The sequence below is a fragment of the Tildeniella sp. genome, assembly GCF_059505325.1.
Genome location: NZ_JCACKI010000075.1, coordinates 26049 through 49646 on the forward strand (window position 1 = coordinate 26049; position 23598 = coordinate 49646).

At 50.0% G+C, this 23598-nt stretch carries 23 protein-coding genes, 1 pseudogene and 1 riboswitch; of the genes and pseudogenes, 8 read left to right on the forward strand and 16 right to left on the reverse strand.

The window, feature by feature from the left end; translation table 11 throughout:
- Window positions 1-5 precede the first annotated feature (5 nt).
- Window positions 6-386 (forward strand): annotated as a pseudogene (locus tag AC5JO6_RS27175) (SDR family oxidoreductase); the annotation flags it as partial.
- On the forward strand, window positions 358-693 hold the full coding sequence (locus AC5JO6_RS27180; protein WP_496084177.1) for a hypothetical protein: 336 nt from the start codon (window positions 358-360) through the stop codon (window positions 691-693). The pseudogene AC5JO6_RS27175 and the gene AC5JO6_RS27180, both read left to right, overlap by 29 nt.
- A 20-nt stretch (window positions 694-713) precedes the next feature.
- Here AC5JO6_RS27180 and AC5JO6_RS27185 read toward each other — a convergent pair whose 3' ends face one another.
- Entirely contained in the window at window positions 714-1625 is a 912-nt protein-coding gene (locus AC5JO6_RS27185) for a DUF4174 domain-containing protein (protein WP_496084178.1), read from the reverse strand.
- Window positions 1626-1773: 148 nt separating this feature from the next.
- Here AC5JO6_RS27185 and gntT point away from each other — a divergent pair, with 148 nt between their 5' ends.
- Complete coding sequence (gntT, locus tag AC5JO6_RS27190; protein ID WP_496084179.1) at window positions 1774-3114, forward strand: guanitoxin biosynthesis MATE family efflux transporter GntT; 1341 nt, start codon at window positions 1774-1776, stop codon at window positions 3112-3114.
- Window positions 3115-3122: 8 nt separating this feature from the next.
- On the opposite strand, the gene AC5JO6_RS27195 is transcribed toward gntT, so the two are convergent.
- The 3 genes from AC5JO6_RS27195 to AC5JO6_RS27205 form a co-directional block, all read right to left on the reverse strand.
- Window positions 3123-4133 carry an ABC transporter substrate-binding protein gene (locus tag AC5JO6_RS27195; RefSeq protein ID WP_496084180.1) on the reverse strand — a complete coding sequence of 337 codons (1011 nt, stop codon included), beginning with the start codon at window positions 4131-4133 and terminating at the stop codon, window positions 3123-3125.
- A gap of 97 nt (window positions 4134-4230) precedes the next feature.
- A riboswitch (guanidine-I (ykkC/yxkD leader) is annotated at window positions 4231-4357 on the reverse strand.
- A 139-nt stretch (window positions 4358-4496) separates the two neighbouring features.
- On the reverse strand, window positions 4497-5213 hold the full coding sequence (locus AC5JO6_RS27200) for a phosphoribosyltransferase (RefSeq protein WP_496084181.1): 717 nt from the start codon (window positions 5211-5213) through the stop codon (window positions 4497-4499).
- A gap of 27 nt (window positions 5214-5240) precedes the next feature.
- Window positions 5241-6062: an ABC transporter ATP-binding protein gene (locus AC5JO6_RS27205; protein ID WP_496084182.1), complete on the reverse strand. Its 822-nt coding sequence runs from the start codon at window positions 6060-6062 to the stop codon at window positions 5241-5243.
- A gap of 606 nt (window positions 6063-6668) precedes the next feature.
- On the opposite strand from AC5JO6_RS27205, the gene AC5JO6_RS27210 reads away from it, so the two are divergent.
- Window positions 6669-7520 (forward strand): ABC transporter permease, encoded by an 852-nt coding sequence (locus AC5JO6_RS27210; protein WP_496084183.1) that lies wholly within the window; start codon window positions 6669-6671, stop codon window positions 7518-7520.
- 27 nt (window positions 7521-7547) lie between these two features.
- On the opposite strand, the gene glnT is transcribed toward AC5JO6_RS27210, so the two are convergent.
- From glnT to AC5JO6_RS27230, 4 genes are all read right to left on the reverse strand, one after another.
- Window positions 7548-8906, reverse strand: coding sequence for a type III glutamate--ammonia ligase (gene glnT / locus AC5JO6_RS27215; RefSeq protein ID WP_496084184.1), 1359 nt, complete (start codon window positions 8904-8906; stop codon window positions 7548-7550).
- A gap of 451 nt (window positions 8907-9357) precedes the next feature.
- A complete protein-coding gene (locus AC5JO6_RS27220) occupies window positions 9358-9789 on the reverse strand; it encodes a hypothetical protein (protein ID WP_496084185.1) in 432 nt (143 codons plus the stop codon).
- Window positions 9790-9991: 202 nt separating this feature from the next.
- Window positions 9992-10303 carry a hypothetical protein gene (locus AC5JO6_RS27225; protein ID WP_496084186.1) on the reverse strand — a complete coding sequence of 104 codons (312 nt, stop codon included), beginning with the start codon at window positions 10301-10303 and terminating at the stop codon, window positions 9992-9994.
- Window positions 10304-10456: 153 nt separating this feature from the next.
- Entirely contained in the window at window positions 10457-10885 is a 429-nt protein-coding gene (locus AC5JO6_RS27230; protein WP_496084187.1) for a RusA family crossover junction endodeoxyribonuclease, read from the reverse strand.
- Between the two features lie 537 nt (window positions 10886-11422).
- Between AC5JO6_RS27230 and AC5JO6_RS27235 the strand changes: the two genes are divergently transcribed.
- The 3 genes from AC5JO6_RS27235 (at window position 11423) to ppk1 (ending at window position 15226) form a co-directional block, all read left to right on the forward strand.
- Window positions 11423-12199, forward strand: a complete 777-nt coding sequence (locus tag AC5JO6_RS27235; protein ID WP_496084188.1) for a fasciclin domain-containing protein — start codon at window positions 11423-11425, stop codon at window positions 12197-12199.
- 391 nt (window positions 12200-12590) lie between these two features.
- Window positions 12591-13094 carry a helix-turn-helix domain-containing protein gene (locus tag AC5JO6_RS27240; protein WP_496084189.1) on the forward strand — a complete coding sequence of 168 codons (504 nt, stop codon included), beginning with the start codon at window positions 12591-12593 and terminating at the stop codon, window positions 13092-13094.
- Window positions 13091-15226, forward strand: a complete 2136-nt coding sequence (gene ppk1, locus AC5JO6_RS27245) for a polyphosphate kinase 1 (RefSeq protein WP_496084190.1) — start codon at window positions 13091-13093, stop codon at window positions 15224-15226. Before AC5JO6_RS27240 ends, ppk1 begins: the two co-directional genes overlap by 4 nt.
- Window positions 15227-15408: 182 nt before the next feature.
- Here the strand turns inward: ppk1 and AC5JO6_RS27250 are convergent, their stop codons facing one another.
- The 3 genes from AC5JO6_RS27250 to AC5JO6_RS27260 form a co-directional block, all read right to left on the reverse strand.
- Window positions 15409-16308 (reverse strand): NmrA family NAD(P)-binding protein, encoded by a 900-nt coding sequence (locus AC5JO6_RS27250; RefSeq protein ID WP_496084191.1) that lies wholly within the window; start codon window positions 16306-16308, stop codon window positions 15409-15411.
- Window positions 16309-16365: 57 nt separating this feature from the next.
- Complete coding sequence (locus AC5JO6_RS27255; RefSeq protein WP_496084192.1) at window positions 16366-17016, reverse strand: alpha-ketoglutarate-dependent dioxygenase AlkB family protein; 651 nt, start codon at window positions 17014-17016, stop codon at window positions 16366-16368.
- A 79-nt stretch (window positions 17017-17095) separates the two neighbouring features.
- Window positions 17096-17560: a MarR family winged helix-turn-helix transcriptional regulator gene (locus tag AC5JO6_RS27260; protein ID WP_496084193.1), complete on the reverse strand. Its 465-nt coding sequence runs from the start codon at window positions 17558-17560 to the stop codon at window positions 17096-17098.
- Between the two features lie 139 nt (window positions 17561-17699).
- On the opposite strand from AC5JO6_RS27260, the gene AC5JO6_RS27265 reads away from it, so the two are divergent.
- Window positions 17700-18521 (forward strand): pentapeptide repeat-containing protein, encoded by an 822-nt coding sequence (locus AC5JO6_RS27265; RefSeq protein WP_496084194.1) that lies wholly within the window; start codon window positions 17700-17702, stop codon window positions 18519-18521.
- Between the two features lie 77 nt (window positions 18522-18598).
- Here the strand turns inward: AC5JO6_RS27265 and AC5JO6_RS27270 are convergent, their stop codons facing one another.
- The 5 genes from AC5JO6_RS27270 to AC5JO6_RS27290 form a co-directional block, all read right to left on the reverse strand.
- A complete protein-coding gene (locus AC5JO6_RS27270; RefSeq protein ID WP_496084195.1) occupies window positions 18599-18880 on the reverse strand; it encodes a transposase in 282 nt (93 codons plus the stop codon).
- A gap of 81 nt (window positions 18881-18961) precedes the next feature.
- The gene (locus tag AC5JO6_RS27275; RefSeq protein WP_496084196.1) at window positions 18962-19579 is read right to left on the reverse strand and encodes a TMEM165/GDT1 family protein; all 618 of its coding nucleotides are present in this window, start codon (window positions 19577-19579) and stop codon (window positions 18962-18964) included.
- Window positions 19580-19890: 311 nt separating this feature from the next.
- Complete coding sequence (locus tag AC5JO6_RS27280) at window positions 19891-21648, reverse strand: glycosyltransferase family 39 protein (protein WP_496084197.1); 1758 nt, start codon at window positions 21646-21648, stop codon at window positions 19891-19893.
- Window positions 21649-21669: 21 nt separating this feature from the next.
- On the reverse strand, window positions 21670-22323 hold the full coding sequence (locus tag AC5JO6_RS27285) for a DUF1295 domain-containing protein (RefSeq protein ID WP_496084198.1): 654 nt from the start codon (window positions 22321-22323) through the stop codon (window positions 21670-21672).
- Window positions 22324-22690: 367 nt separating this feature from the next.
- A complete protein-coding gene (locus tag AC5JO6_RS27290) occupies window positions 22691-23524 on the reverse strand; it encodes a nitrate ABC transporter ATP-binding protein (RefSeq protein WP_496084199.1) in 834 nt (277 codons plus the stop codon).
- Window positions 23525-23598 lie beyond the last annotated feature (74 nt).

A 23598-nucleotide genomic window follows, 5' to 3' on the forward strand; every position in this document is an offset into this window, starting at 1 on the left:
CTACGCAGGAGGCAGTGCCGCACCTAAAACCAGGTGCAGCGATTATTAATACCACGTCTATTCAGGCATATGACCCGTCGCAGAGCCTGGTTGATTATGCCATGACGAAAACAGCGATCGTCTCATTCAGCAAATCTCTCTCCAAGCAAATGATTGAAAAGGGTGTGCGCGTCAATGCAGTCGCGCCCGGTCCCTTTTGGACGGCGCTACAGCCCAGCGGTGGTCAGACTCAGGAGAAAGTTGAAAAATTTGGCTCTGAGGTACCGCTGGGACGACCCGGACAGCCCGTAGAAATTGCTCCTGTCTATGTGCTGCTTGCGTCTCAGGAGGCAAGTTTTATCACTGGAGAAGTTTACGGTGTCACGGGCGGTGTTGGCATTGCCTAAGGGCTGTGTACAGTTCCTGCATCAGCAGCTACCGCTAGCTCTGAACGGTTGTGCCGCCGCATCTGCCACGGTTCATCCCACTCGTGATGCCGTAAGGAAAGGCGGGGTCAAGCGTACTGCTCTCGTTCAATATCTGGAACTGTTCCGGGACGCGGTTCCCATTTCACCAAACTTGCAACCGCTGATTGGTAAGGCGATCGAAACGGCTGATCCTTCTGCCTTGAGGGGATTGAATGCTCATTCCAGGGGCGATCGGCATGGGGCGCATTGGTGCCATGACGTTCGTCAAGCAAAGCCATTGCATTAGGAGCGTTCATAGGGTTAAAGCTACTGTTGAGAGCGCCGTTCTTGCTGGCGCATCGGCATAGCATCGATCGTGCGAAACAGTGCCGTTGGATCAACAGGTGACTGATTTCGTTGCTTCTCAGTGCCATCTTTGCCAATCAAAACTACGGCAAACGATTCTGGAGTGACTCCAAACTGTTGTCTGAGACGTGCAGCGGATGTCGGAGCTATGGGCTGCTGATCGGCTCGACTTTCGCCTGTTCCCAAGACTTCGACTAGCTTGAGGTCACGATCGCGGATGTCCGCTTGATGTGCATTCCACTGCCGCATCTGTTGCTGATAGGCTGGCGATCGCTCCGAGGGTGCAAACAGCAGTACGATACGATGCTTCCACTGATGGTCACCCAGGTTAAAGCTAACGTCTGAGCGATCGGATGTTGAGGCAACACGGCGGGTTTCCGATTGTGCTGCACGAAGCGAAGACTCTGGTGTACGACTCATAGGACTAAGCTGAGCGTTGGTACAGGCTTGGAGAAGCGGTAGCAAGAGGATAGACAATAACGGCTGCATTGCAAAAGCTGAAGACAACTTTTCTACTGTAATCAGTGAGGCGTTGGGTGAACTGACTCTGAGGTGAGAATTTTGGCGTTGCTGAATACAAGTATGATTTCCCTCATCCCCAGCCCTTCTCCCCAGGGAGAAGGGAGCTAGAATTCTTGTCCCCTCGCCCTTTGGGAGAGGGTTAGGGTGAGGGCGGATTTCGCGGTTCATACCTCGATTCAGCAACGCCAGAATTTTCAGCCGATTAGTCAAGTTTAGCAGCGTTATTGCGGTTCCTAATTCAGTGAAGTACAGTCGCAAAGAGGCAGAGGGCAGAGGGCAGAAGGCAGAGGGCAGAGGGCAGAGGGCAGAGGGCAGAGGGCAGAGGGCAGAGGGCAGAAAGTTAAAGAGCACGGTGGCTTTCCTTCTGCCTCCTGCCTCCTGCCTTCCGCAGCCCTTGTAACCGCCCTCTAATGGGAACCGCTATATTGCTGCTATTTAACCCGAACCAGACGGCGATACACTAAACAAGAGCAAGACTCAAAAGTAGTAGCGTTAGTCTTTGTCTACTCTCCAGATCCCCACGTTTCTGCGGCAGTTTCTCACACTGTCAGCCATTAACATCCTCTCGAATGTGATGGTGCCGATCGCGGGACTGCTAAACGTAGCCTTCCTGGGACACCTGGCTGATATTCGGCATCTGGCAGGGGTTGCACTGGCAACCGTTGTGTTCAACTATCTGTACTGGACATTCGGCTTTCTGCGCATGAGCACAACGGGCATGACCGCACAGGCAGTTGGGCGTGGCGATGAGGAAGAAGCACTCTTGATTGGGCTGCGGCATGGTGCTCTGGCGTTGCTGCTGGGGCTGGCGATCGTGCTTCTGCAAGTACCCCTGCGGCAGCTTGGCTTTGCGATGTTGAGTGCCACTCCAGATGTGGAAGCCGCTGGGCAGACCTTTTACAACGCTCTCATCTGGGGTGCGCCTGCCACACTAATCAACTTCGTCCTCATCGGTTGGCTGCTGGGACGATCGCACAGCGATCGTGTCCTCATCCTTACCGCTGTTAACAGTGGTGCGAATATAGCGCTTGATTATTGGTTCATTGTGCGCCTCGATTGGGCAAGTGCTGGCGCTGGACTTGCGACGGCAATCAGCCAGTACCTCATGCTGTTGGTGGGTTTGGTAATGCTCAGCCGAGACATACAGCCCAAACAAATTCAAGCCAGCCGCCGCAACCTATGGGATGTCTCAGCGTTAACCACCGTGCTTACGCTCAATCGGGACATCCTGATTCGCACCTTTGCCCTTATCTCGACCTTCGCCGTCTTTACCAATCTTGGCTCTGCCTTTGGCACTATTCCCCTCACTGCCAACGCCATCTTGTTGCAGGTGGTCACTCTGGCTGCCTACTTCATTGACGGCATCGCCTTTGCGACTGAAAGTCTAGCGGGATTCTTTCGCGGTCAAGGCAACCTGCGCCAACTGCAACAACTGGTGCCGATCGCGGGTGGGCTGAGCCTCGTCTGCGGTGCGCTGGTTGCGATCGCTTTCATTGGAGCTCCCGATCGTTTGTTTGGGCGACTCATCGCTCACGCCCCGGTATTAGTTTACCTGAAGCAATATGTGCTCTGGCTGCTTCCTGTGCTGGGTTTTGGCTCCCTTGCGTATATGTTCGATGGCTATTTTCTAGGACTGACTGAAGGACGAATTTTGCGGCGATCGACGCTGCAAGCGGTGCTGTTTGGGTTTGTGCCGATCGCAGTGATTGCTTGGTGCCTTCAGAGCAATCATTTGCTCTGGTTAGCGCTATCGCTCTTTATGGCAGTACGAGCGGTGTCTCTGGGATGGCAATGGTTCCATCATCATCCCAGAACTGGAGTCAGCGAGGGACATCACTGACTACAAGGCTAGAGAGACTTGACTAGCGAATCATCGTAGAGGGTTTTGACATCAAGCACCTGCGGCACCGTTTTGAAATCATATGCCGCTTTAGCAACCAGTTCAAAGCTCTTAATGGCGTTGTTGGGATTTGTTAAATTGAATCCGATCGTCTGATTGCCCTCAATATCGAACAGGGTAATTCCAGCGAGTTGTTCGCGCAACTCTTCGGGTTTAATGCCTAATTTTCCTGCTGCCGCCGCGATCGCCTCAGCATCGCCCGCCTTCAGCAACTTAATACCCTTGTCGGCTGCTTTGAGAAACGAAATTAATTCAGCTTTGCGATTGGCGATTAGATCTGGGCGCGTTACCAAAACGTCGGCAATTAAATTTGTGCCCTTCGTGCTAAAAATCACTTCGCCGCCGCCTTCTTTTGCTGCCTTAGTCATGAAGGGTTCATACGTCACGGCGACATCAACTCGTCTGGCGCTAAACGCAGTCGCTGCATCAGGAGCAGGCAAATCTTTAATGACGAGGTCTTTTTCAGTCAATCCACCTTTTTCAAGGTAAGCACGTAGCAAAACTTTCTCAAACAACACATCTTCACGCGCCAGCGTTTTGCCTTTTAGTTCTGCTGGAGCTTTAATGCCGCGTCCGATAATGCCATCTGAGCCGTTTGAATAATCGCAGAGGAAAATGATTTTAAGGGAAGGATCTTTGCCTGCCATTTGAATGACATCTCCCGCAGTCATCCAAGCAACATCGAGCTTACCAGAGAGAAAGGCGGTAATTTCCTCGCTATTTGTTTGAAACAACGTGTCTTGAAGCTTGAGTCCAGCTTGATCATAAAAACCTTTCTTCACAGCCACGTGATGACCTGAGTAACCAGACCAGGGGTTAGTGCCAACGCTTAGTGTTTGAGTCGGGGCAGCCGTCGTCGTGGTCGGATTATTGTTTGCTGCTTGAGGCGTACAAGCTACAGTCCAAAAGAGGGCAACCAGGGCGAAGGCAATCAATTTGATTGAGCGAAACTTAAACATCTGAGAATCCTTTAAGAACGTGAAGTAAATCACAAAAAACATGGTTTGGCAACTAAAAAACCCGAAAGAGGCGCAACAGCTCAACGCTGTTAATCGTCTCTCCCGGGCTTTTATCCCGCCGTGTGACTGTACTGCATTGCTGCTAGACAGTTTGCTTCTCTCGGACCAGTCATTCACCTTACATGATGCAATCAGGCTGAATCGGAACCCTAGAAGCGATAGGTTTTTAGTACAGAATCATGACTTCAATTTGAGTTTTTTACTCCTGGTTTATGAGTCTAATGCCAATACTTGTATCATGCAGATGCAGAAAAGAAGTATCCAAAATCACGCTTTTGCTCGTCTGCTGTCAGTGCACTTAAATCAGGGTGGCAATGTTCCTTCAACCGGAATCCATCCACCAGCAACTTTGGAGAATAATGGACACCGGATGGGTGCCGTTACCAGTGTGGGATAGGTTGGGTCGATCGCGCTCAGTTTATTAACCCAAACGTTGGTTTCTTTAACGGCAGTGACAATGCCAACTACATTTGCACCAATTTTTTGCATAAGGGCAATTTCTGCGGAAAGTGTACCCCCAGTACTCACCACATCTTCGACGAGAATGACGCGTTTACCGTCCAACCGCTCTAGCAATTTTGGGTCGATATAGACGGTCTTTGGCGTGATTGGGCTGGTGATGGAGCGAACAGGAACCGACAGCGCTTCTTCGTACCAAAATTTGCGGGAATAGCCCAGCGGCACATACCGATCGTGCCCCAATTTTTTAGCGACGATCGATGCATAGACCATGCCTAGAGTGGGCATTCCAACCACCACTTCAGGCTGACGATCGCGAATTAAATCTGCCATGTAAGTGGTAAGGCGATCTTCGACTTCAAACGACGTTTGATTAGAACATAGAAACGCGATCGCAGTGTCAAAATTAGGCGGCAGAGCGAGAAATGGCAGTTCCAGGTAGTCCCCATCAGGAAGTAAACAAGGGTAGGCTGCTGGGTACGGCGGGTCTGGGAAACAAGGCAGTTCAGCAGCAGGAATCAGCCGTTCTCGATAGCTGCCTGTTCCGGTTACAGTAGTCATTGCAAATTTCGCATAATGTAGATGATTTTACTCGCGCAGAGAGTGTAGAATCTGACGTTTGATTTCAACAAATTCAGCCGATAATTTCATCTCTAAATCACGATGCTCTGGTAATCCCACTGGCACTTCCAGTTTCATGCGTCCAGGACGCGCACTCATGACGTAAACGCGCTGCGATAAAAAGATTGCCTCTTCGACATCGTGTGTGATCATCAGAACGGTAACGTGCGTTTGTTCCCAAAGCTCCAGCAAGAACTGCTGCATTTGCTCTTTGGTTTGTGCATCCAGCGCTCCAAACGGTTCATCCATCAGCAAGACGGCTGGCTCATTGGCTAGCGCCCGCGCGATCGCAACGCGCTGTTTCATGCCGCCCGACAATTGCTTGGGGTAGGACTTGGCAAACTGAGTCAACCCCACCACATTCAGATAGTAATTGATGCGATCGCGCTGCTCGGCTTTGGGCATTTTACGAAGTTGCAACCCAAACGCAATGTTTTGGGAAACCGTCAGCCAGGGATACAGCGTGTAGTTTTGAAACACCATGCCGCGATCAGAGCCAGGTCCACTAACGGCTCGCCCATCTACAAGCACACTTCCCGCAGAGGGCGTTGCCAAGCCTGCCACAATGTTTAGCAGCGTTGACTTACCGCATCCTGAAGCCCCTACCAGACACACAAACTCTCTCGAAGCAATGTGAAAGTTGATGTTATCTAACACGGTCAGCGATTGCTTTTGTATCGCAAATGATTTAAATAAACCGCGTACCTCAAGCTTGGGCGGAGTCAGCGTCAGATCGGCAGCAGAGCGATCGGTTTGTCCCCTCAAATCTTGAAGTCGAGTGTCAGGCATGATTAAGCTCTTAGAGATAAGACATCAGAACACAGATAGCCTCATCAGTAAAATCGATGTAGGCGCTGCATAGTGTCAATTTGAATACAGAAAGGCTCCGTTCGTTCCCTAAAAGCAAACAAATTTGGCAATTGAGTAAGAACCAAAATGAGTGAGGCGATCGCTGGTATCAGGATTGATATTTCCATTCAATCGAATAAAAAGTAGCAATTTGTAAATTCAAAAGATACTCTCTGTATTCATACACATACAAAGGATTCAAACTCTCGCCTGCACCTCATCAGATTAAGAAGTGCTCTAGGGCAAGTGAGTGTATCTCAGTTTTGTTTTCCAGAGTGCGAGCGTCTCGCTCGCGAGCGAGACGCTCGCACTCCGAAAAAACTTGACCTTGCAAAATTGGGATGCACCCGAGGGAGTAGCCTTAACTACAAAACAGTGCGAAGGTTTCCTTAAACTGAGTGGATGTCAGCAATTCTTGACCTTAATATATCAGTCTGATGAACTGCAAGATATATCAGTCTGATGAACTGCAAGGTTTAGAACAGACTGCTAATTTCAATTTGTCTATTGCAGTTCGTTGTCTTAACTTGATAAAGGATAATCTCAGTGGCTAATGCGAGTCTCGTTTCCCCTCCTTCTACTCCCACCTATCGTTATCTAGAGCCTTCGCGCTTTTGGAGTATTCGTCAAGGATTCCCGCGCCGTCTGGCAGCCCTTATTATCACGATCGCGCTGATAGTGCCGTTGACGATTTGGGCGATCGTTAGCTATGCCAAACTGGTGCCACCCATCTTTTTGCCCACCCCAACAGCGGTCATACAAGCTGGGATTGAAATGTTCACCCAGAACGACCTCCTACTGGATGTGATAGTAAGTTGCGGTCGAGTGTTAGCGGGCTTTGTTGCCGCAGCCGTCGTTGGTGTGCCAATGGGGATTGCCATGGGCACGTTCTACAGCATGAATAGCCTGTTTACACCGTTTGTCGGCACGGTGCGCTATATGCCAGTGACGGCATTCGTACCGCTCATTGTGATTTGGGTGGGCTTGGGCGAAGAATCAAAAATCTTGATCATCACGCTCGGTGTTGTGTTGTACAACGCCATTATGGTTGCCGATGCCGTTAAGTTTATCCCCAGCGAGATGATCAACGTTGCGTATACGCTGGGTGCCAATCGGCGGGAGGTTCTGTTTAAAGTCATCATTCCCGCCACGTTTCCCAGCGTCCTGGATACATTGCGCGTCAATATTTCTGGCGCGTGGAACTATCTGGTGATTGCCGAACTCGTTGCTGCTCAAAGTGGATTGGGATACCGTATTATTCAAGCCCAACGGTATTTGCAAACAGATAAAGTGTTGTTTTGCATTTTGCTCATTGGCTTGATCGGGCTGGCGATCGATTCCGGCTTGAAGTGGCTCTCAACCGTTCTTACACCCTGGGCAGACCAGGCTCGACATTAAGTTAAGCCACACTAACGTTAACTAACGCTAGAAAAATTTGAGATACCGCTGGGTTTCCCAATCAGACACATGATTGTGATACTCAAACCATTCTTGCGTTTTGAAATCCACATAGGTTTGATACATCAATGATCCCATGACCGATTTACTGAGTGGATCAGCGGCAAAGGCTTCGATCGCTTCTCCCAGCGTTCGCGGCAGGGTTTGAATGCCCATTTTTGCCAGTTCAGCGGTTGTACAGGTGTACATGTTCTCAGTGTGTGGCTCACCGGGATCGAGCTTTTCACGAATGCCTTCTAAGCCAGCCGCCAAAATCATGGCTGCCCCCAGATAAGGGTTATTGGCAATATCGGCAGCGCGACACTCGACCCGTCCACCGCCCAGCGGAATGCGCAACATATTGGTTCGGTTGTTGTTGCCATAGCAAATGTAAACAGGTGCCCAGGTAAAGCCAGACATGCTGCCCCGCGCCACCAGACGTTTGTAGCTGTTTACGGTTGGTGCAATCACTGCACAAATGGCAGGCGCGTGACGCAGCACTCCAGCAATGAATTGATAGCCTAATTGCGACAAGCCACATTGGCGCGAATCCTGGCGATCGACAAACAAATTTTCGCCAGTCTTCAGATCTGCCAGCGACATATTGTAGTGAGCGCCGCTTCCCGTGCGATTGGCAAACGGCTTGGGCATGAAGGTGGCAAAGTAACCATGCTTGCGGGCAAGCTCTTTGACCATCAAGCGAAAAAAAGTTAAGCGATCGGACATCGTTAGCGCATCGGCATAGGCAAAGTCGGTTTCAAATTGACCATTGCCATCTTCGTGATCAAACGAATACACATCCCAACCGAGATGGTTCATCGCCTGCACAATTTCGTCTACCCAGGTGTAGTTGTCGAGCAAGCCTTGCAGGTCATAGCAGGGCTTGTCTAACGTATCGCGATCGCTCACTGGAGCCGCTTGTCCAGCGTTATCTTTGAGCAGAAAAAACTCGGTTTCAATCCCCAAATTAAATTGAAAGCCCATCGCTGCTGCTTGCTGCAAAACGGATTTGAGAATGCTGCGGCAACACGCTTCAAACGGTTTGCCCTGCAAATGTAAATCACTAGCAAACCAAACCATTTCTGTATTCCAGGGCAGAATAGTCGCGCTGGCTGGGTCGGGCATTGCGGCAACTTCTTCATCGTTCACCGCTTGAGGAACACCGTCTAGCGCGGCTCCTGTAAATAATTCTGACCCTTGCATCATCTGGTCAAAATGCGCCAGCGGCACCATCTTCGCTTTGCACATACCGTGTAGATCAACAAAACTGGCGATCGCATACTTCACACCTTGTTCTTTCAGGGTGGTTTTCAATTGCTGCAATTCTGGCGCGGATGGATGGTTCATAGGTTGGCATGAATTAATTCGTCATCACACTTTATCCGACAATGCAGTCTATCGTTCTTCCAGCAGTATTTCTCGATCAGAGTGTATTGTTCCGCGATATTAGGTGTTTCCTGCAACAGACAATGCCGCCGATTAATGAAAAAGTAAAGTGAAAGCCTGAGGTAATGTATTATGGACACCTTTCAAGACTTTTTGACTTTGACCGCTACTGTAATTGAATATTTTTTCTTCGCATATGTGGCTATAGCTTTTATGGTCTACTCATTACAGTCGCCCAGCGTAGGAAAACAGCCGCACGGAGCAGTCAATTCTCAGACCACTTGGAAGCGATCGGTCGACTCAAGTCCATCTTTTGCGGTCGTTGCTAGCTAACGTTAAGTCCACAGTAACGTTTAGTTGTTGCTTCAGCAGAGCCTAGTGGTTGCGTCCAAGCCAAGTCCCATCGCGGCGGTTAACGGTCGGTGCTATGCTGCCAGTCCAGGCAGGCAACGTCTGGTTTGCCCGTTGGATGAAGCGCACAGGGATGCTCTAAAAACCGTCGTGCTTCACGGTCATAGCCCTGCCAGTAGTAACAGGCTTTGCAAGGAGTTGAATAAGGAGTGTTTGGACCTAAATGTCTGAGTGGTCGTACTTGCCTACGCTTTGGCTGCACTTCACCTTTACAGAGACGACTGCCGAGCAAAGTCGTCAATATGATCCAAGCCAGTGAGAGAATTATTGCGGTGGTTGCATCGGGCGATGCCGCTTTGCCCAGACGTACTTGCAAATCTGGAATGAACGGACTCAGATATAGCAGCACTGCGATCGATGCCACCAACGACGATATGACACCGAGCAATAGCACTAGCGCGACGACATCACCGACAAGAATAATGGTCAGCAAAAATCTTTTGATAGCTTTGTATTGGGGTTGCATCTAGTTGACGTGTCTCACGTCAATCGTTTCAGGTTGTGACACGCGAATTGAACATAATCTTTCAAGCAAGCCGAAATATGACGCTCACGTTGTAGCCTTGGTGCAATATGCAATCGTTGCCTATGAGTTTTTTCTAGCCCCAAGTCTGCGCTAGTTCAGTGTGGGGTCATCAGCTAGCGTGCTTTCGGGGATTGGTCACCACCAGTTCAAATTCCCAACCAGGTACTTGCTGCACTCGCTTGGTCAGCGTACGCAAGTCTTCCGAACCGTTGAGGGTCAGGTTCTCACGCGTGCGCACTTCAACTACAACGGTCTTAGATGCACTCTTGGCGATTAAATCAAGCGCACAGTCAGCCAATGCTGGCGGGAGTTCTTCGGAAGAGGGGTACAGCGTGACAGTATAGCCTTGCTGCCGATATTCTCTCGCCAACTGAAGGAGTCGTCGGCGTTCGAGCTGGTTTTGGTCTGCCAAGTGACGCATAGGATGAAATAAGTGCCTACTCCCATAATCCCTTAAAGGACGTTAAAGTCAAGCCCGTTAATCCTTCATTATAGGAGATCGGAACGAATGATGAAGTTTTTGCCTGGTTCACTACTGCTTCACGGACACCGGAAGCGAGTGTTCGTGGGGCTGCTAGTCTAGAGCCGTCGGATCGGGAGCCGTTTCAATCCGAATGTGTAAAAACTCTTCGCCGCTGCAAAACCCTTTTGCTAGCACTAACGACATTCCTTTGACTCGAAAGGAGCCATCCAGGCTCCGCCGCCGACTGACAAAGTCAGTAATTTGATAATCATCAACGTAGATAACGCCATTTAAGGCATCCCGCACTGGCTTAACAATATTGTCACTGTCAGGTACGCCCTGCTCGTTGCCAGGTATCACATCATAGTAATGGGTAATTACCACGCGCACAGCTTCGCCTGTAGGCTGAGATGCTGTCCAACACGCGATCGCAACGTCCCGCACCTGTGCTTTCCAGGCTTGTAAGCGCTTTTTATCTTTCGTTTGGTGAGAAACGGGTTTCCCCGTCACGATAAATTCAAAGGGTAGCACCGGGGGCATGATCGGTCGCAAGAAGTGTGTGGGTGGTCGCTTTGCCTGAACCGTCGCGTTACGGTCAGGAGAACACTTTACCGTGAGGTCGATCGCTCATTATCAAGGGTAAATACACACGTTCTACTTCTATAGTAGTGGCGGTCTTGCTCCTTGGGGGGATGACTGGTCTATTAGTTCTTTGCTTGTAGCTAGACAGCGCAATTGATGCTGAGGCTGGTGCAAATGGGTCTGGACATGTTGACGTTAAAAGGGAGGACAAAAGTTGCAGTTGTGTCTACACAAAGCGATCGCCGCTTGAAGGACACTTTACATTTGCACACTGGCATCACTTAAGAATTGAGGGTTATAAATGCGAATCGATCAAAGCGCTAGTAAAGAAGCGCTGACAAGCTAATCCTACGTCTACGAGAGCTTCTTCCGTTGTAGAGAGACTTCTTAACACAGCTCCAAACCTACCCTTAGGCATAGTTCATGGGAGGGAGGTTGGCAGTTAAGGCACTGGTTAAGCTAGGCAAGTTAATGTTTGTAACCAAGGAGCAAACCGTGAACTACTCACTCAAGCTACTTGTTGGTTTTTTGGCTGCGGCTGGTGTAACCACAGGTATCAACCTAGCTGCTAAGGCTCAGCAAACTCCGGGTACGACGACTAGCCCCAATGGCGGCAGTCAGTTAGAAAGCCCTACTCAACAAAGTCCCACTCAACAAAGTCCTGCCCAAGCGGTACCGCTTGATCCAGCGCCAATGCAACAAGCGCCGACACAGGTTGATCCAGCCAGACCGTCCAGTGAACCGCTTCAAAGCCCTACTCAGTCGAGTGTATCTGTGCCAGATGCTTCAGCTTCACTCAGCATTGATGCGATCGTTGAAAGAAGCGATTCCTTCAATATCTTCAACTCACTGTTACGCGTTGCCGATCGTAACGGTGAGCTAAGCCGCCAACTCGCAGGTGGGGGCACATACACCGTTTTTGCACCAACTGACGCGGCGTTTGCTGCGTTACCCGAAGGTACAATCAAGAAGTTGGTTCAACCTGAAAACCGAGCCACGCTGGCTAAAATCCTTAGCTACCACGTTGTTTCCGGTAAAGTTGATTCCAGCAAAATCAAATCTGGTGAGACCAAGTCTGTTGAAGGTTCATCACTGAATATTCAGGCTGGTGCTGGTAATGTGACGGTCAACGATGCTCAGGTTATTAAACCTGATATCGAAGCCAGCAATGGTGTCATCCATGCAGTCAATAAGGTTATCTTGCCTCCTGATGTGCAGGCAAGTATGGAAGCATCACCCCAAGCGTCGAACCCCGTGAATCCAGCTTACTAAGGAATGAGAATTAAGTAAGATCGGCTTTGTAGGGTGTGTATAGCCTTTGGCATGGCTGCGCCAAAGGCGATAGCCGTAACGCGTCGCAAGCCTTAGGGATAATGCGTTACGCTGCGCTTTTCTGGGATGCCGAAACGGCTTTACACATCCTACGCAAACAGTCGGTTTTATTAAATCCAAGATCCTAAGGGTTTATCTGCAACGTCTTTGTAGGTACGGACATTTTACGAAAGCGGGGCTGAACAACTTCTGTTCAGCCCCGCTTTTTCTAGCATGATTATGGACTTTCATCTTGATGTGCTGCTCAAGTTTTCAATGTGACGGTTGAAAGCTGCACTCAGAAATCTAATGAAGTGTTTTTGAAGTTAGGTTTTCTCACTGAAGAAGCGAATTGTCCTTACTGCGAAAAAAGAGCGCAGAACTTCAGCAAGAAAGCTCTATCTTGATCCGAGACTTAGCCATCTTTGGTCAAGCAACTTACTTGAAAGTTCCTCGTCGTCAGTTTTATTGTCATAATTGTCAGCGTTATTTTACTGAATCATTGTCTTCTATCAATGAAGGACGGCATTATACTCGACGCTATGAAGAACCTATTTATCAACAAGTTCAGCTCTCTAGTATTGAGCAAGTCAGTCGAGCAGAAGGCTTAAGCTTTGACCGGATTCAAGGCATTTTCAAGCATCAGTATGCGCAGAAAAAACGAAGGATTACCCAAATTCTCTACTGCTGCTTTCAACTATGGAACGGGAAGCAAAAAGCTGATGGCTGCCCGCTGATAGCTAACCCCCAAAACTCTCCAGAAACCAACGCCAACGCCACTCATGTGTTCCATAACACTTTCCTTTCCAAGCCATTTCTGGGAGGATCGCACCAGCAACCCCAGGTAACGCCATGACGAGAGCCAGAGAGACGAAGCCAGAGATTAACCTGAGCGAACCGCAGTACTATTTCAATCGCGAGTTGAGCTGGCTTGAATTTAATCATCGCGTGTTGCATGAGGCACTTGACCCACGTACGCCTCTGCTAGAGCGGCTGAAGTTTTTGGCGATCTTTAGCTCCAACCTGGATGAATTTTTTATGGTGCGGGTTGCGATTCTGACGCAACAGGTTGAAGTGCAATTCAACAAGCTGACCCCAGATGGCAGAACGCCCCAGCAGACACTGGACGAACTGAGCGATCGCCTGCGCCCAATGGTCACAGAGCAGCATCGCCACTTTGAGCGTGAACTGCGTCCGCTTTTGACCGAAAAAGGGGTGCATATTCTCAACTATACAGATCTGAACCAGGAGCAACGGCGCTATTTACAGCAATATTTTGAGCAGCGAGTGTTTCCAATTTTGACACCGCTGGCGGTTGATCCAGCCCACCCGTTTCCCTACATCTCCAACCTCAGCCTCAATCTGGCGGTGCTGGTGAAAGATCCCATCACGCACAAGGAACTGTTTGCCAGGGTCAAAGTGCCTAATAGCCTACCGCGCTTTGTCACACTGCCCTCGGACTTGCAGCCGCCCGATCGCAGCACAGTCTGGGCAGGTGTACCACTGGAACAAGTCATTGCCCATAATTTAGAGTTTCTCTTTCCTGGCATGAATATCCAGGAGTATTCGCTTTTTCGCATTACCCGTGATGCCGACTTGGAATTGGAAGAAGACCTGACGCACGACCTGTTGCTAGTGATTCAGCAAGAGTTACGGAAGCGACGGATGGGCGGTGCAGTGGTGCGGCTCGAAATTGAAGCGTCTGCCTCGTCAGCGGTGCGCGATCGCCTAATGCAAGAAAAGGAATTGACCGATCGCGATGTCTACGTAGTTGAAGGGCTACTCAATCTCAAGGATCTGATGTCGTTGCTGGCATTACCGCTGCCAGACTTAAAAGATGCCCCCTGGACACCTGTAGTACCGTCGCGTCTGCGCCAACTCACTGATGCTGTGACATCGGACGTAACGTCACCCTCTGAGATGGGCGAAGATATTTTCACCCTCATTCGGCAGCAAGATTTACTCGTTCATCATCCCTACGAGTCGTTTACAGCTTCGGTAGAGCACTTCATTACGCAAGCCGCGCACGATGCTGATGTGCTGGCAATCAAAATGACGCTGTATCGTACGTCTGGCGATTCGCCGATCGTCAAAGCCCTCATTGCCGCTGCTGAAAATGGGAAGCAGGTTGCCGTCTTAATCGAGCTGAAAGCCCGTTTTGATGAGGAAAATAACATCAACTGGGCGCGACGACTGGAAGAAGCAGGTGTCAATGTGATTTACGGCGTGGTCGGCTTAAAAACTCACACCAAAGTGGTTTTGATTGTGCGGCAAGAAGGCGATGCCATCCGTCGCTATGTGCATATTGGCACGGGTAATTACAATTCCAAGACAGCGAAGCTCTATACCGACCTGGGGCTGTTTAGCGCACGCGAAGACTTGGGCGCAGACTTGACGGATCTGTTCAACTTTCTCACTGGTTACTCGCGGCAGCAGTCGTATCGCAAGCTGCTGGTGGCTCCGGTGAATCTGCGCGATCGCATGGTTGCCCTAATTCGCCGAGAAGCTGACCATGCCAGTCGCGGCGATCGCAGCCGCATTATCGCCAAAATGAACTCTCTGGTTGATCCGCAAATCATTCAGGCGCTTTATGAAGCGTCTCAAGCTGGCGTGGAGATTGATCTGATTATTCGTGGCATTTGCTGCCTTCGTCCCGGTGTGGCAGGCGTGAGCGATCGCATTCGGGTCATCAGCATTGTTGGGCGCTTTTTGGAACATTCCCGTATTTTCCACTTCCACAACAATGGAGAGGAAGAGGTGTTCATTGGTAGCGCTGACTGGATGCCTCGTAACCTCGATCGTCGTGTCGAAGCCATTACGCCTGTCGAAGAGCCAGAACTCGCAGCGCAACTCCGCGCTACTCTGGATGTTTTCTTGGCAGATAACCGCCACGCCTGGGATTTACAGTCAGATGGTGCTTATGCGCAACGGCATCCTCATGATGCACCCGAACGAGATGCTCAAGTTGAGCTAGCACAACAAGCATAGCAATAACGCAACATTGTTTGGGTTACTCATCACTTTCTATTGCATTCGTATCAGAAGCGCGATCGGGCTGCGAACCATTCTCGATCGCGAGCCTCGGACGTTGCAAACCTATTTCGAGGAACTCGCTGCAAAACCTGGTTGAAATCGCATCTGCTGCTCTATCGAACGGGTATTAAAGACAATCACCCTTTTTGAAAAGCAGCCGCAAATTCCTTGGCAAATTCTTCCAGCTTTACTTTGCCCATCACCGCAGGTCTGTGGCGGTCATAATCTTCTGATAATAAACCGCTATAAAGACTGGCGTACATTTCAACCAAACCAGCAGCAATTTGTGGATTCATGCCAGCCGCTTCTAAACCACCTTGCATTTGTTCGCTGGGAATGATGATCCATTGCAAATCAGGCTTTCCAATAGCTGCACCTAAAATGCTCGCTGTTTCGTTGCCCGTAAGTTCCTCACTTGCTACGTACCGCACTTTTCTACCCACAAGCGGTGTTTCGAGTTCTTCAGCAACAGCCGCCGCAATATCGATTGGAGACACCCACGGAATGATTTTGTCTGCACCATAGTTTGTTGCAATCAAGCCCTGATTTTTGATCATATCTACATAGGCATATAAATTGTAGTAGAAAGAAGTTGGGCGCATATGGGTGATGGCTACATCTGATGGGAGTTCATGCAGAATCTTCTCTACAGTGTGAGCACCGAATAGAATGCCTGAACCTTGCTCTAGATGAGCGCCAATGGTACTGAGGTTAACTACATGCTTTACGCCCGACTGTTGAATGGCTTGGGCATAGTTATTGCCGATTCTGCGATAATACGCGATGAGGTCAAGGCTGTGATCGAAGTAGTTGTTTGGTGGCACCATCGTATACACGGCATCGGCATCGGTAAAGGTAGATACCAGAAAATCAACGTCTTCCAACGAGCCGATCGCAGCAGTAGCACCCAACGCTTCAACGTCTTTTTGCTTTTCCGGCTTGCTGCTGATCACCGTTACATCATGTCCTTTTTGCACTAACTCGATTGTCAGTGGCTTGCTGATGTTTCCTAACGAACCTGTGACTACAACGTTCATAAATAGTTCCTTTCGCGTGGTTTTTTACTCGTTATTGCTGTTGGCGGAGCGTCTCCCTTAGAGAATCGCGTCTACATGGGGTCTAAACGTCCAGTTGATGCGATCGCCCACTGGACGAGCGGTTTTTGGCACCGCATGAACCCACTCTTCTTGACAACCAGGGAGCATGATCAACAAAGATCCGCTCTCCAGATGGTAGTCAACCGTTTCACCGCTGTCCTTGTGCCGCAGCTTAAATTTGCGAGTGCTCCCTAAGCTTAAAGAGGCGATCGCCGGTCTTTGACCAATCTGAGGGAAATTATCGGAGTGCCAGCCGATCGAGTCTTTGCCAGTGCGATAGCGATTGCCAACGACAAAATTGAACTGGTAGCCGCTTAAGGACTGAATGCGATCGCGTGCCTCTAGCAAGAAGTCAGTCCAGGGAGCCGCTTTAATCTGGGTGCCACGATATTCATAGTGCAAATCGTCGCCAAACAGAGACTCATCGCGCGGTATGGGAATTGATTTTCCATACAGATTGATTTCGCTTCGAGTCCATTCAAGTTGCTGGGACTTTTGGAACCAATCGAAGTGATCTGCCGAGTTGAGAAAATTTGGGTAAAACAGAACGGGCGGCTTGATTGCAGTTAGCAAACGACTCACGCTGCATCCGGCGGCAAAGCGCGGGTTCTGCGGATCGAATCGGTCGGCAGCGGTTGGGTGTGGCATCAGACTAGTGACTTGCTTACGAGTGAAAGAAGACCATATGCTGTCAATGTCTAAATACTACTATATTGACAATATATTGTCAATCTTCAGCTTGCATCTTTTGCGTCATGTCTTCCAGAAGCGCCACGGCATGAGTGATTTGTTCTGCATCAAAGTCTGCGGCGATCGCGTTTGTCCACTGCCATTCGCGCTCCAACGCAGCGTGATACATTGCTCTGCCTGCTTCCGTGAGCAGCAAGTGCATCGCGCGGGCATCACCGGGATTTTCAATGAACTCAACCAGACCGTCGCTTGCCATATCGTCAGCCAGTCGTTGTACGGCTTGCCGGGTTAAGCCCAGATGCCGCGCCAATTCGCTGACCGTGACGCGCTTTTCTAGTGCGACTAACTCACTCAGCGTTTGCCACCGCGCATTGGTGAGTCCCAGACCTCGCGTTAGGTGTGTACCTGTTTTTTGCACCGTGGCATTCATCCGAATGACGGCGCGAATCAGATCGGTTAAAGCATTCGACGCGGGCGTTTTTTGATGATGGTAAAAGGGCACGTCCTTGTTTCCCGCCGTTCGGGATTATCTGGGGGTCAAACAGTATGATAGACCGCTTCAAAACTCTCTTAACTCTATTGCTTCCCATTCTTTGCTACTGCCTTGTAGCATTAGGAATAACCCCACTTTCCTCGATCGCATGAGTGACTTTGATCGTTATTACCGAGTGTTAGGACTAAAACCTGGATCTTCGCTTGAGGAGGTCAATCAGGCTTACCGACAACTGGCGTTCCAGTGGCATCCTGATCGTCTACCAAAAGACGATCTAACGCTACAAGCGGAAGCGCAAGAAAAGCTCAAAGCGCTAAACCAGGCACGGGATCAATTGCGATCGCGCCCGCTTCACGTCCAAGCTCGTGCTGAGCGCCATGCAGACAGAGACGCATACCGAGACTATGCCGCTCGGGAACATTCTCGTTCTTACTATGACCAGCCGCCCCACCCGAAGCCATCGCCAGCTCAAGCTTCTTCTCAAGCCGCTCCATCTCGATCGGCTCAGTCTCCTGCCGCTTCACCGCGATCGTCTGTGAATCAGTCTGCCAATTTCGCCTCTTGGCAACAGTCTCCTCAGTCTGCTCCAGCGAGTCGTCGATCTACGACTGATTTAAGCGGTACTGATTGGCAAGGAGCCGATTTGCGAGAGCAGGATTTCTCCGGTCGAAACTTGAGCCAAGCCAATCTGAGCCACGCTAATCTGAGCGATGCTTTTTTGCATAAAGTTAACCTCTCCCATGCCAACTTAGCGAGTGCCAATTTATTTCGAGCAAATTTGCTGCAAGCTGATCTACGCCATGCCAATCTTCAGGGTGCCAATTTGATTGGCGCTGATTTAAGTGGCGCTGATTTAAGTGGCGCTGACCTTCAAGGAGCCAAAATGGGCTTTTCTGATCGGATCATGGTCAAGTTAACGGGCGCGATCCTCACTGGCATGATTATGCCCAATGGCAGCGTTCACTCTTAGAGAATGGTTTAAAAGTCCGCCTGTTAGTAGCAAAAACCTAGATCCCCCTTCAATCCCCCTTAAAAAGAAGGGCTAGTTCATTGCAAGAAGGAAAATAGGCGATCTAGAGCGTGAGCAACATGGCGCATCGCTTTGGTGATCGAGTTAAAGACCTGTTGGCGAAACAAGTTGATTGTCATGGTTCTGAGAATCGCCATATTGGTCAAGGCATGACCATCACACCAAGGAGTTTTATCCTCGTGCAGCACCATCTCTTTGACCCAATGCAAGCGATTTTCAATCTGCCACTGTCCTCGAATCTGCTGGGCAAAGGCGGCAGCACTGTCTGAACGCAAACTGATGTAAAAGACCGTTTGCACCGTGGCAATTTTGCTCTTCTGGCAAAGGGTTCAGTACGGCTTGCTTCCCACAAGGGTAGGTCATGCAGCCCGAAATTTTCTTCATGCTCCTTCCATCCAAGCAGCGATGCCAAACAGTATAAATAAGATTCCCCCCAGAGCTGTGATCACTTTTTCTGAAAGGTGTGCGGCAAGTAACCGTCCGCCAAGCACCGCGATCGCGGCGCAGATAGCGTGTCCTAGAATTGCGCCTGCTGTGACACCCCAGGGATCGTTTGCAGCCGCAAGCGCAATGGTTGCAAATTGCGTACGATCGCCCCATTCGCCGACAAAGGTCAGCACAAAGGACTGCACCACGATACTTCGTCTTGCCCCTCGCTTCGCAGCAATGCTGTCAGCTTGTTGAATGGTCTCCTTCGCGTCTGCTACTTCCTCACAAAGGGCTGTACTGCTCATTTGGCTGGCATCGTACAGCAGTTTGATGCCGAAGCTGATGAACAGGGTGATCTCTGCAAGATGAAGCAGCGCTTTGGGTAACAGCGAAACCACCTGTCCCATTAGCACTGACAGTATGGTCATCGTTGCCAGGGCTGCGATCGCGCCAACAAAGACCAGACGGCGCGAATGCCGCATAGCCAAAAGCATGGCGATAAAAAACGTTTTATCGCCCAATTCTGACACCGTAATCAGTAGTAATCCAGCCGTAAACGCTGCCAGCATATCCTCAAACTCCTTAGATCTCTTCGTATCCAAGTGAGCTTGATGAGAACTGCGGCAGCTTCACCAAGCTCACAAAACTGTGAACTCAGTGAAGGTCTCGCTTGCAAATAGTTGTTAGTTTTTAGTGGTTAGTTGTTAGCAACACTTCGAACGCTAACAACGAAAAACCAATCGCTAAAAACACTTATTTGTCATCTGAACCAGGCTCATCACCAGTATGTTGACTCAGATGGGCTGACATAACATCAGCAGCTACTCCCCTTCAAACATTCATACTGTACAAGCTATTCAAGCAGTAAGCAATGAGGGCATTACTTAGCTGGCACCTGCCAGAGAGGAGTAATGGGCAAAACGAGCTGAAGGGTACCGTGCGATCGCTCCAACGATCGCCTCAGTTGATTTGAAGGACGGAAGGCAAGCACCGTCGCACCGTCAATTTGCGATTTAAAGGACTCGGTTGTGACCCAGTTCGCCTCTTGATTCAGCAAGAGTATCCGCACATTTGGGTTCAGCCGATAGCTGAGCGAGATCAAGTCACCGAGATTGGTAAAATCATCGCCCTGATCACTCAGCATCAGGGGGGATGGTGCGGCATTGATGCGACGGGCGGCAGCAGCATTAGAGTAGCTTGGTACGTTATGCCACCAGGTATCCGAGGCGGCGCTCACGGTGCAGGACACAACGCTGGCAGTGAAGAGAGACAGCAAAACCACCCGCCAGAACCAGCGGTTAATGAAGGTCAGCATATACGGTGTGAACCGCAGACGAAAACGGGACGCAGTCGATCGCATCGGTATGCGACTGAGGTAATGAGGTTTGGGCGAGAGCTTTGTCGCAATGAGGTGGGCGATCGCCAACTGAATGCCGGGATAACAGGAGATCAGATAGCGGCTGACGGTTGAGCGTCGAGTACCCAGGATTAGATCTGGCAGCGCTAACACCAAGAAAGGCACCACGGTTGCCGTGAACACAAAGAGCCAAACCGAGCGATCGCACCGTTGAACCAGTGTGTAGAATGCCAGTCCAAGCAGCAGCACGATCGGCAATCGCAGTGCAAATGTCCAGGGATTGTCAAAGCCAAAATCGAGGTCTAGAAACAGCGATGTAAAACTGAGTGTCCACAGCTTCATCAGGTAATCAAAGCCTGGTGTAACACTTGCCCAGCTTGTCGTGTCGAGCGCGCGCTGAAAGTTCAGCACCATGACAACGAGCCACGGCATATAGAGCACAACGGCAGCAATGAAGGACAGCCAAAAGCCAGCCAACCGTTGCTTGATACTGTCAGGTTGTCCATCGGCGATCGCGTCCAGGACGACATAAACTCCATGCCCCACTAGCGTCAGCGCAAAAAAGGGGTGTGTATACAAACCGATCGTGACTGCCAGTCCATACAGTCCCCAGTGCTGCCAGACAGGCGGCGGGCGTTTGAACACATCGCGGGAACGGACTTTTTGCACACTGGACAGCCGCATCGCCCGCAGCAGCAGGTAGTGACTGGCAATCACCGTTAACGCCAGCAAACTGTACTGACGCGCCGTTTGAGCAAACAGAATATCAAAAGGAGAAAGCGCCAGAAACGCAGTTGCCAGTAGTGCTACCGTCTGAGAGGCAAATAGTTCTAAAGCAAGGGCATACATAAACGGCAAAGATAGCAGGCTGATGAGGACTGCCAGCAAGCGCGGTGCCGTCAGGAGGCTACCAAAAACAGCGGCGATCGGTTCTCCTAAAATCTGCACCCAGAGGCGATCGAGCAAAAAATAGAGCGGCGGATGCTGAGGATCTTCTACTGCCAGCGATCGTACCGTGTCGGCTGGCGTACTACCTGGCTTGATCTGTTGAAAGCGCAGCAGCTCTTTCGCCGTAAAAACTTGATTCTGAAAGATTGCTTGCCCAATTTCTTGCCCTGTATAGCCAGCAGATCTTAGCGATGTGTACACTTCGTCGTGCCAGTACACTTTATGGTTCAGATTGACGAAACGAAACACAATCCCCACAATAAGCAGGAAAATGATCAACCACCGTAACCAGAGAGGGGACAGGGGACGATTCTGGTCAGCAAGAGATTTCATATAGGTTTGTGGCTGCATCACTTAAGGCTTCTCGATCGTCAGCGTATCGGCGACAGCGGGCACACCAAACTTCGGCAGCAGCAGTCCAGAGGTTGCCTTATAGCGTTCAAAAGTAGGGTAGCGCGCGCGAGATTGGTCTTTCTTGAGCATGTTAGGCACAAATAACACGCTGACCAAGAGTGCCAGAATTGCAAACGGCAACCAGTGTTGAGCCAACAGCGCAAAGGAAAGGTAGATCAACACTTCGCCTAAATAGTTTGTATTACGGCAGCGAGCAAAGAGACCTTCGGTAATCAGTCCCGGTTGGTACTTGAGGGTGTAATACTTTTGAGCATCGCTGACGTAATGCAGGAAGATGCCGCAGATATTGACCGCGATCGCCAGTGCCACCAGCGGCAACGGCGGTATCGTGCCACGGCTAATGAGCAGGAAGGGCGCGACCCAGTAAAGCATGAGCATAACGAACGTGCCAGTACCAGCGCCAACGGAGATAGATTGCTCCCATTGCTTATCAGGGTAGAGGCGATCTTTGAGCAGCCAAAGCAACCCATAGCTGCCGTGTAGGGCTAAATAGATCCAGGCTCCAAGTGTAAAATTTTGGTAGGCAAACATCAAGCCCACGACGATCGCAGGCGTTAGCCCCTTATGCAGATTGATCGCATGTTTAACTTTCATCGCACTTTGATACAGGACTACAAGGGTAAACAGAACGTTTTGTGAGAAAAGTTCTCCCCTGTTTGTTGTATCAGATTTCTGGCTGAATGCCAGCAGCTTTGGTTAAGCAAGGCTATCAATACTTTTGTGGCGACAGCGATAGCGGTTCCTAATCCAGTAAAGTGCAGTTGCAAAGAGGCAGGAGGCAGGAGGCAGGAGGTAACGTTGTTGGCTCCACAGGCGAAGCAGGAGTCAATGACGTTAGAAGAAGGCAGGAGGCAGGAGGTAAGCCGCCGTGCTTTTTCACTTCTGCCCTCTGCCCTCTGCCTTAAAACCTCAGCCTTTGTACCACACTCTCATGGGAACCGCTATATCACTCGCATTGTTCTTATTCATCGTCGTGGGCGAAGCGATTGTAGAGGTAATCCAAAATATAGTTTCTTAGCTTATAGAACTCTGGATCTTCCATGATGCGATCGCGATCGCGGGGTCTGGGAAAGGGAATCTCTAAAATCTCTCCAATCTTTGCCGCTGGACCATTGGTCATCATGACCAGGCGATCGGCTAGGAACATCGCTTCATCAATGTCGTGTGTAATCATCAACACCGTACAGCGATGATCGTTCCAGATTTTCAACAATTCCACCTGCAATTCTTCTTTAGTAATGGCATCCAGGGCACCAAACGGTTCATCAAGAATGAGCACTTCTGGACGAATTGCCAGGGCACGGGCGATCGACACTCGCTGACGCATCCCACCCGAAAGTTGACCCGGTTGTTTGTGGGCAGCATCTGCCAAACCGACCATTGCTAAATGTTCCCGCACAATCTGCTTCTTTTCAGCTTCAGGCTTGTTGGGATGCACAGAATCCACTGCTAGATAAATATTCTCGTAGGCAGTAAGCCAGGGTAAGAGTGCATAGCCTTGGAAGACCACCATGCGATCGGGTCCTGGTTCTGTGATGCGCTTGCCGTGTAGTGTCACTAAGCCATCAGTCGGTTGTGAAAAACCCGACACCATATTCAACAGGGTTGATTTGCCACAGCCTGAATGACCGATCACACAGACAAATTCACCTGCTTGCACTTGCAAATTCACCTGATCAAGCACAACATAGTTGCCCTTTGGTGTTGGATAAACTTTAGAAACGTTGTCAATAATGAGGAACGGTTCCTGCTGAGATTGAAGATGAGCTGTGGATTGTGTCGTTAGAGTTTGCATCGTTAGAAAGGGTGAATGATCATTAGAGCTTGTTGAGAAGTAACTGCGTACTTTAGGAATTAGCGGTCAGCGGT

What these genes read in the sequence shown, in the direction of transcription:
- AC5JO6_RS27195 (WP_496084180.1), bottom strand. Translation starts at nt 4,133, where the DNA reads ATGTTTAAGTTTCGCTCAATCAAATTGATTGCCTTCGCCCTGGTTGCC.
- AC5JO6_RS27200 (WP_496084181.1), bottom strand. Translation starts at nt 5,213, where the DNA reads ATGACTACTGTAACCGGAACAGGCAGCTATCGAGAACGGCTGATTCCT.
- AC5JO6_RS27205 (WP_496084182.1), bottom strand. Translation starts at nt 6,062, where the DNA reads ATGCCTGACACTCGACTTCAAGATTTGAGGGGACAAACCGATCGCTCT.
- glnT (WP_496084184.1), bottom strand. Translation starts at nt 8,906, where the DNA reads ATGAACCATCCATCCGCGCCAGAATTGCAGCAATTGAAAACCACCCTG.
- AC5JO6_RS27225 (WP_496084186.1), bottom strand. Translation starts at nt 10,303, where the DNA reads ATGCGTCACTTGGCAGACCAAAACCAGCTCGAACGCCGACGACTCCTT.
- AC5JO6_RS27230 (WP_496084187.1), bottom strand. Translation starts at nt 10,885, where the DNA reads ATGCCCCCGGTGCTACCCTTTGAATTTATCGTGACGGGGAAACCCGTT.
- ppk1 (WP_496084190.1), top strand. Translation starts at nt 13,091, where the DNA reads ATGACGAGAGCCAGAGAGACGAAGCCAGAGATTAACCTGAGCGAACCG.
- AC5JO6_RS27250 (WP_496084191.1), bottom strand. Translation starts at nt 16,308, where the DNA reads ATGAACGTTGTAGTCACAGGTTCGTTAGGAAACATCAGCAAGCCACTG.
- AC5JO6_RS27255 (WP_496084192.1), bottom strand. Translation starts at nt 17,016, where the DNA reads ATGCCACACCCAACCGCTGCCGACCGATTCGATCCGCAGAACCCGCGC.
- AC5JO6_RS27265 (WP_496084194.1), top strand. Translation starts at nt 17,700, where the DNA reads ATGAGTGACTTTGATCGTTATTACCGAGTGTTAGGACTAAAACCTGGA.
- AC5JO6_RS27275 (WP_496084196.1), bottom strand. Translation starts at nt 19,579, where the DNA reads ATGCTGGCAGCGTTTACGGCTGGATTACTACTGATTACGGTGTCAGAA.
- AC5JO6_RS27280 (WP_496084197.1), bottom strand. Translation starts at nt 21,648, where the DNA reads ATGAAATCTCTTGCTGACCAGAATCGTCCCCTGTCCCCTCTCTGGTTA.
- AC5JO6_RS27285 (WP_496084198.1), bottom strand. Translation starts at nt 22,323, where the DNA reads ATGAAAGTTAAACATGCGATCAATCTGCATAAGGGGCTAACGCCTGCG.
- AC5JO6_RS27290 (WP_496084199.1), bottom strand. Translation starts at nt 23,524, where the DNA reads ATGCAAACTCTAACGACACAATCCACAGCTCATCTTCAATCTCAGCAG.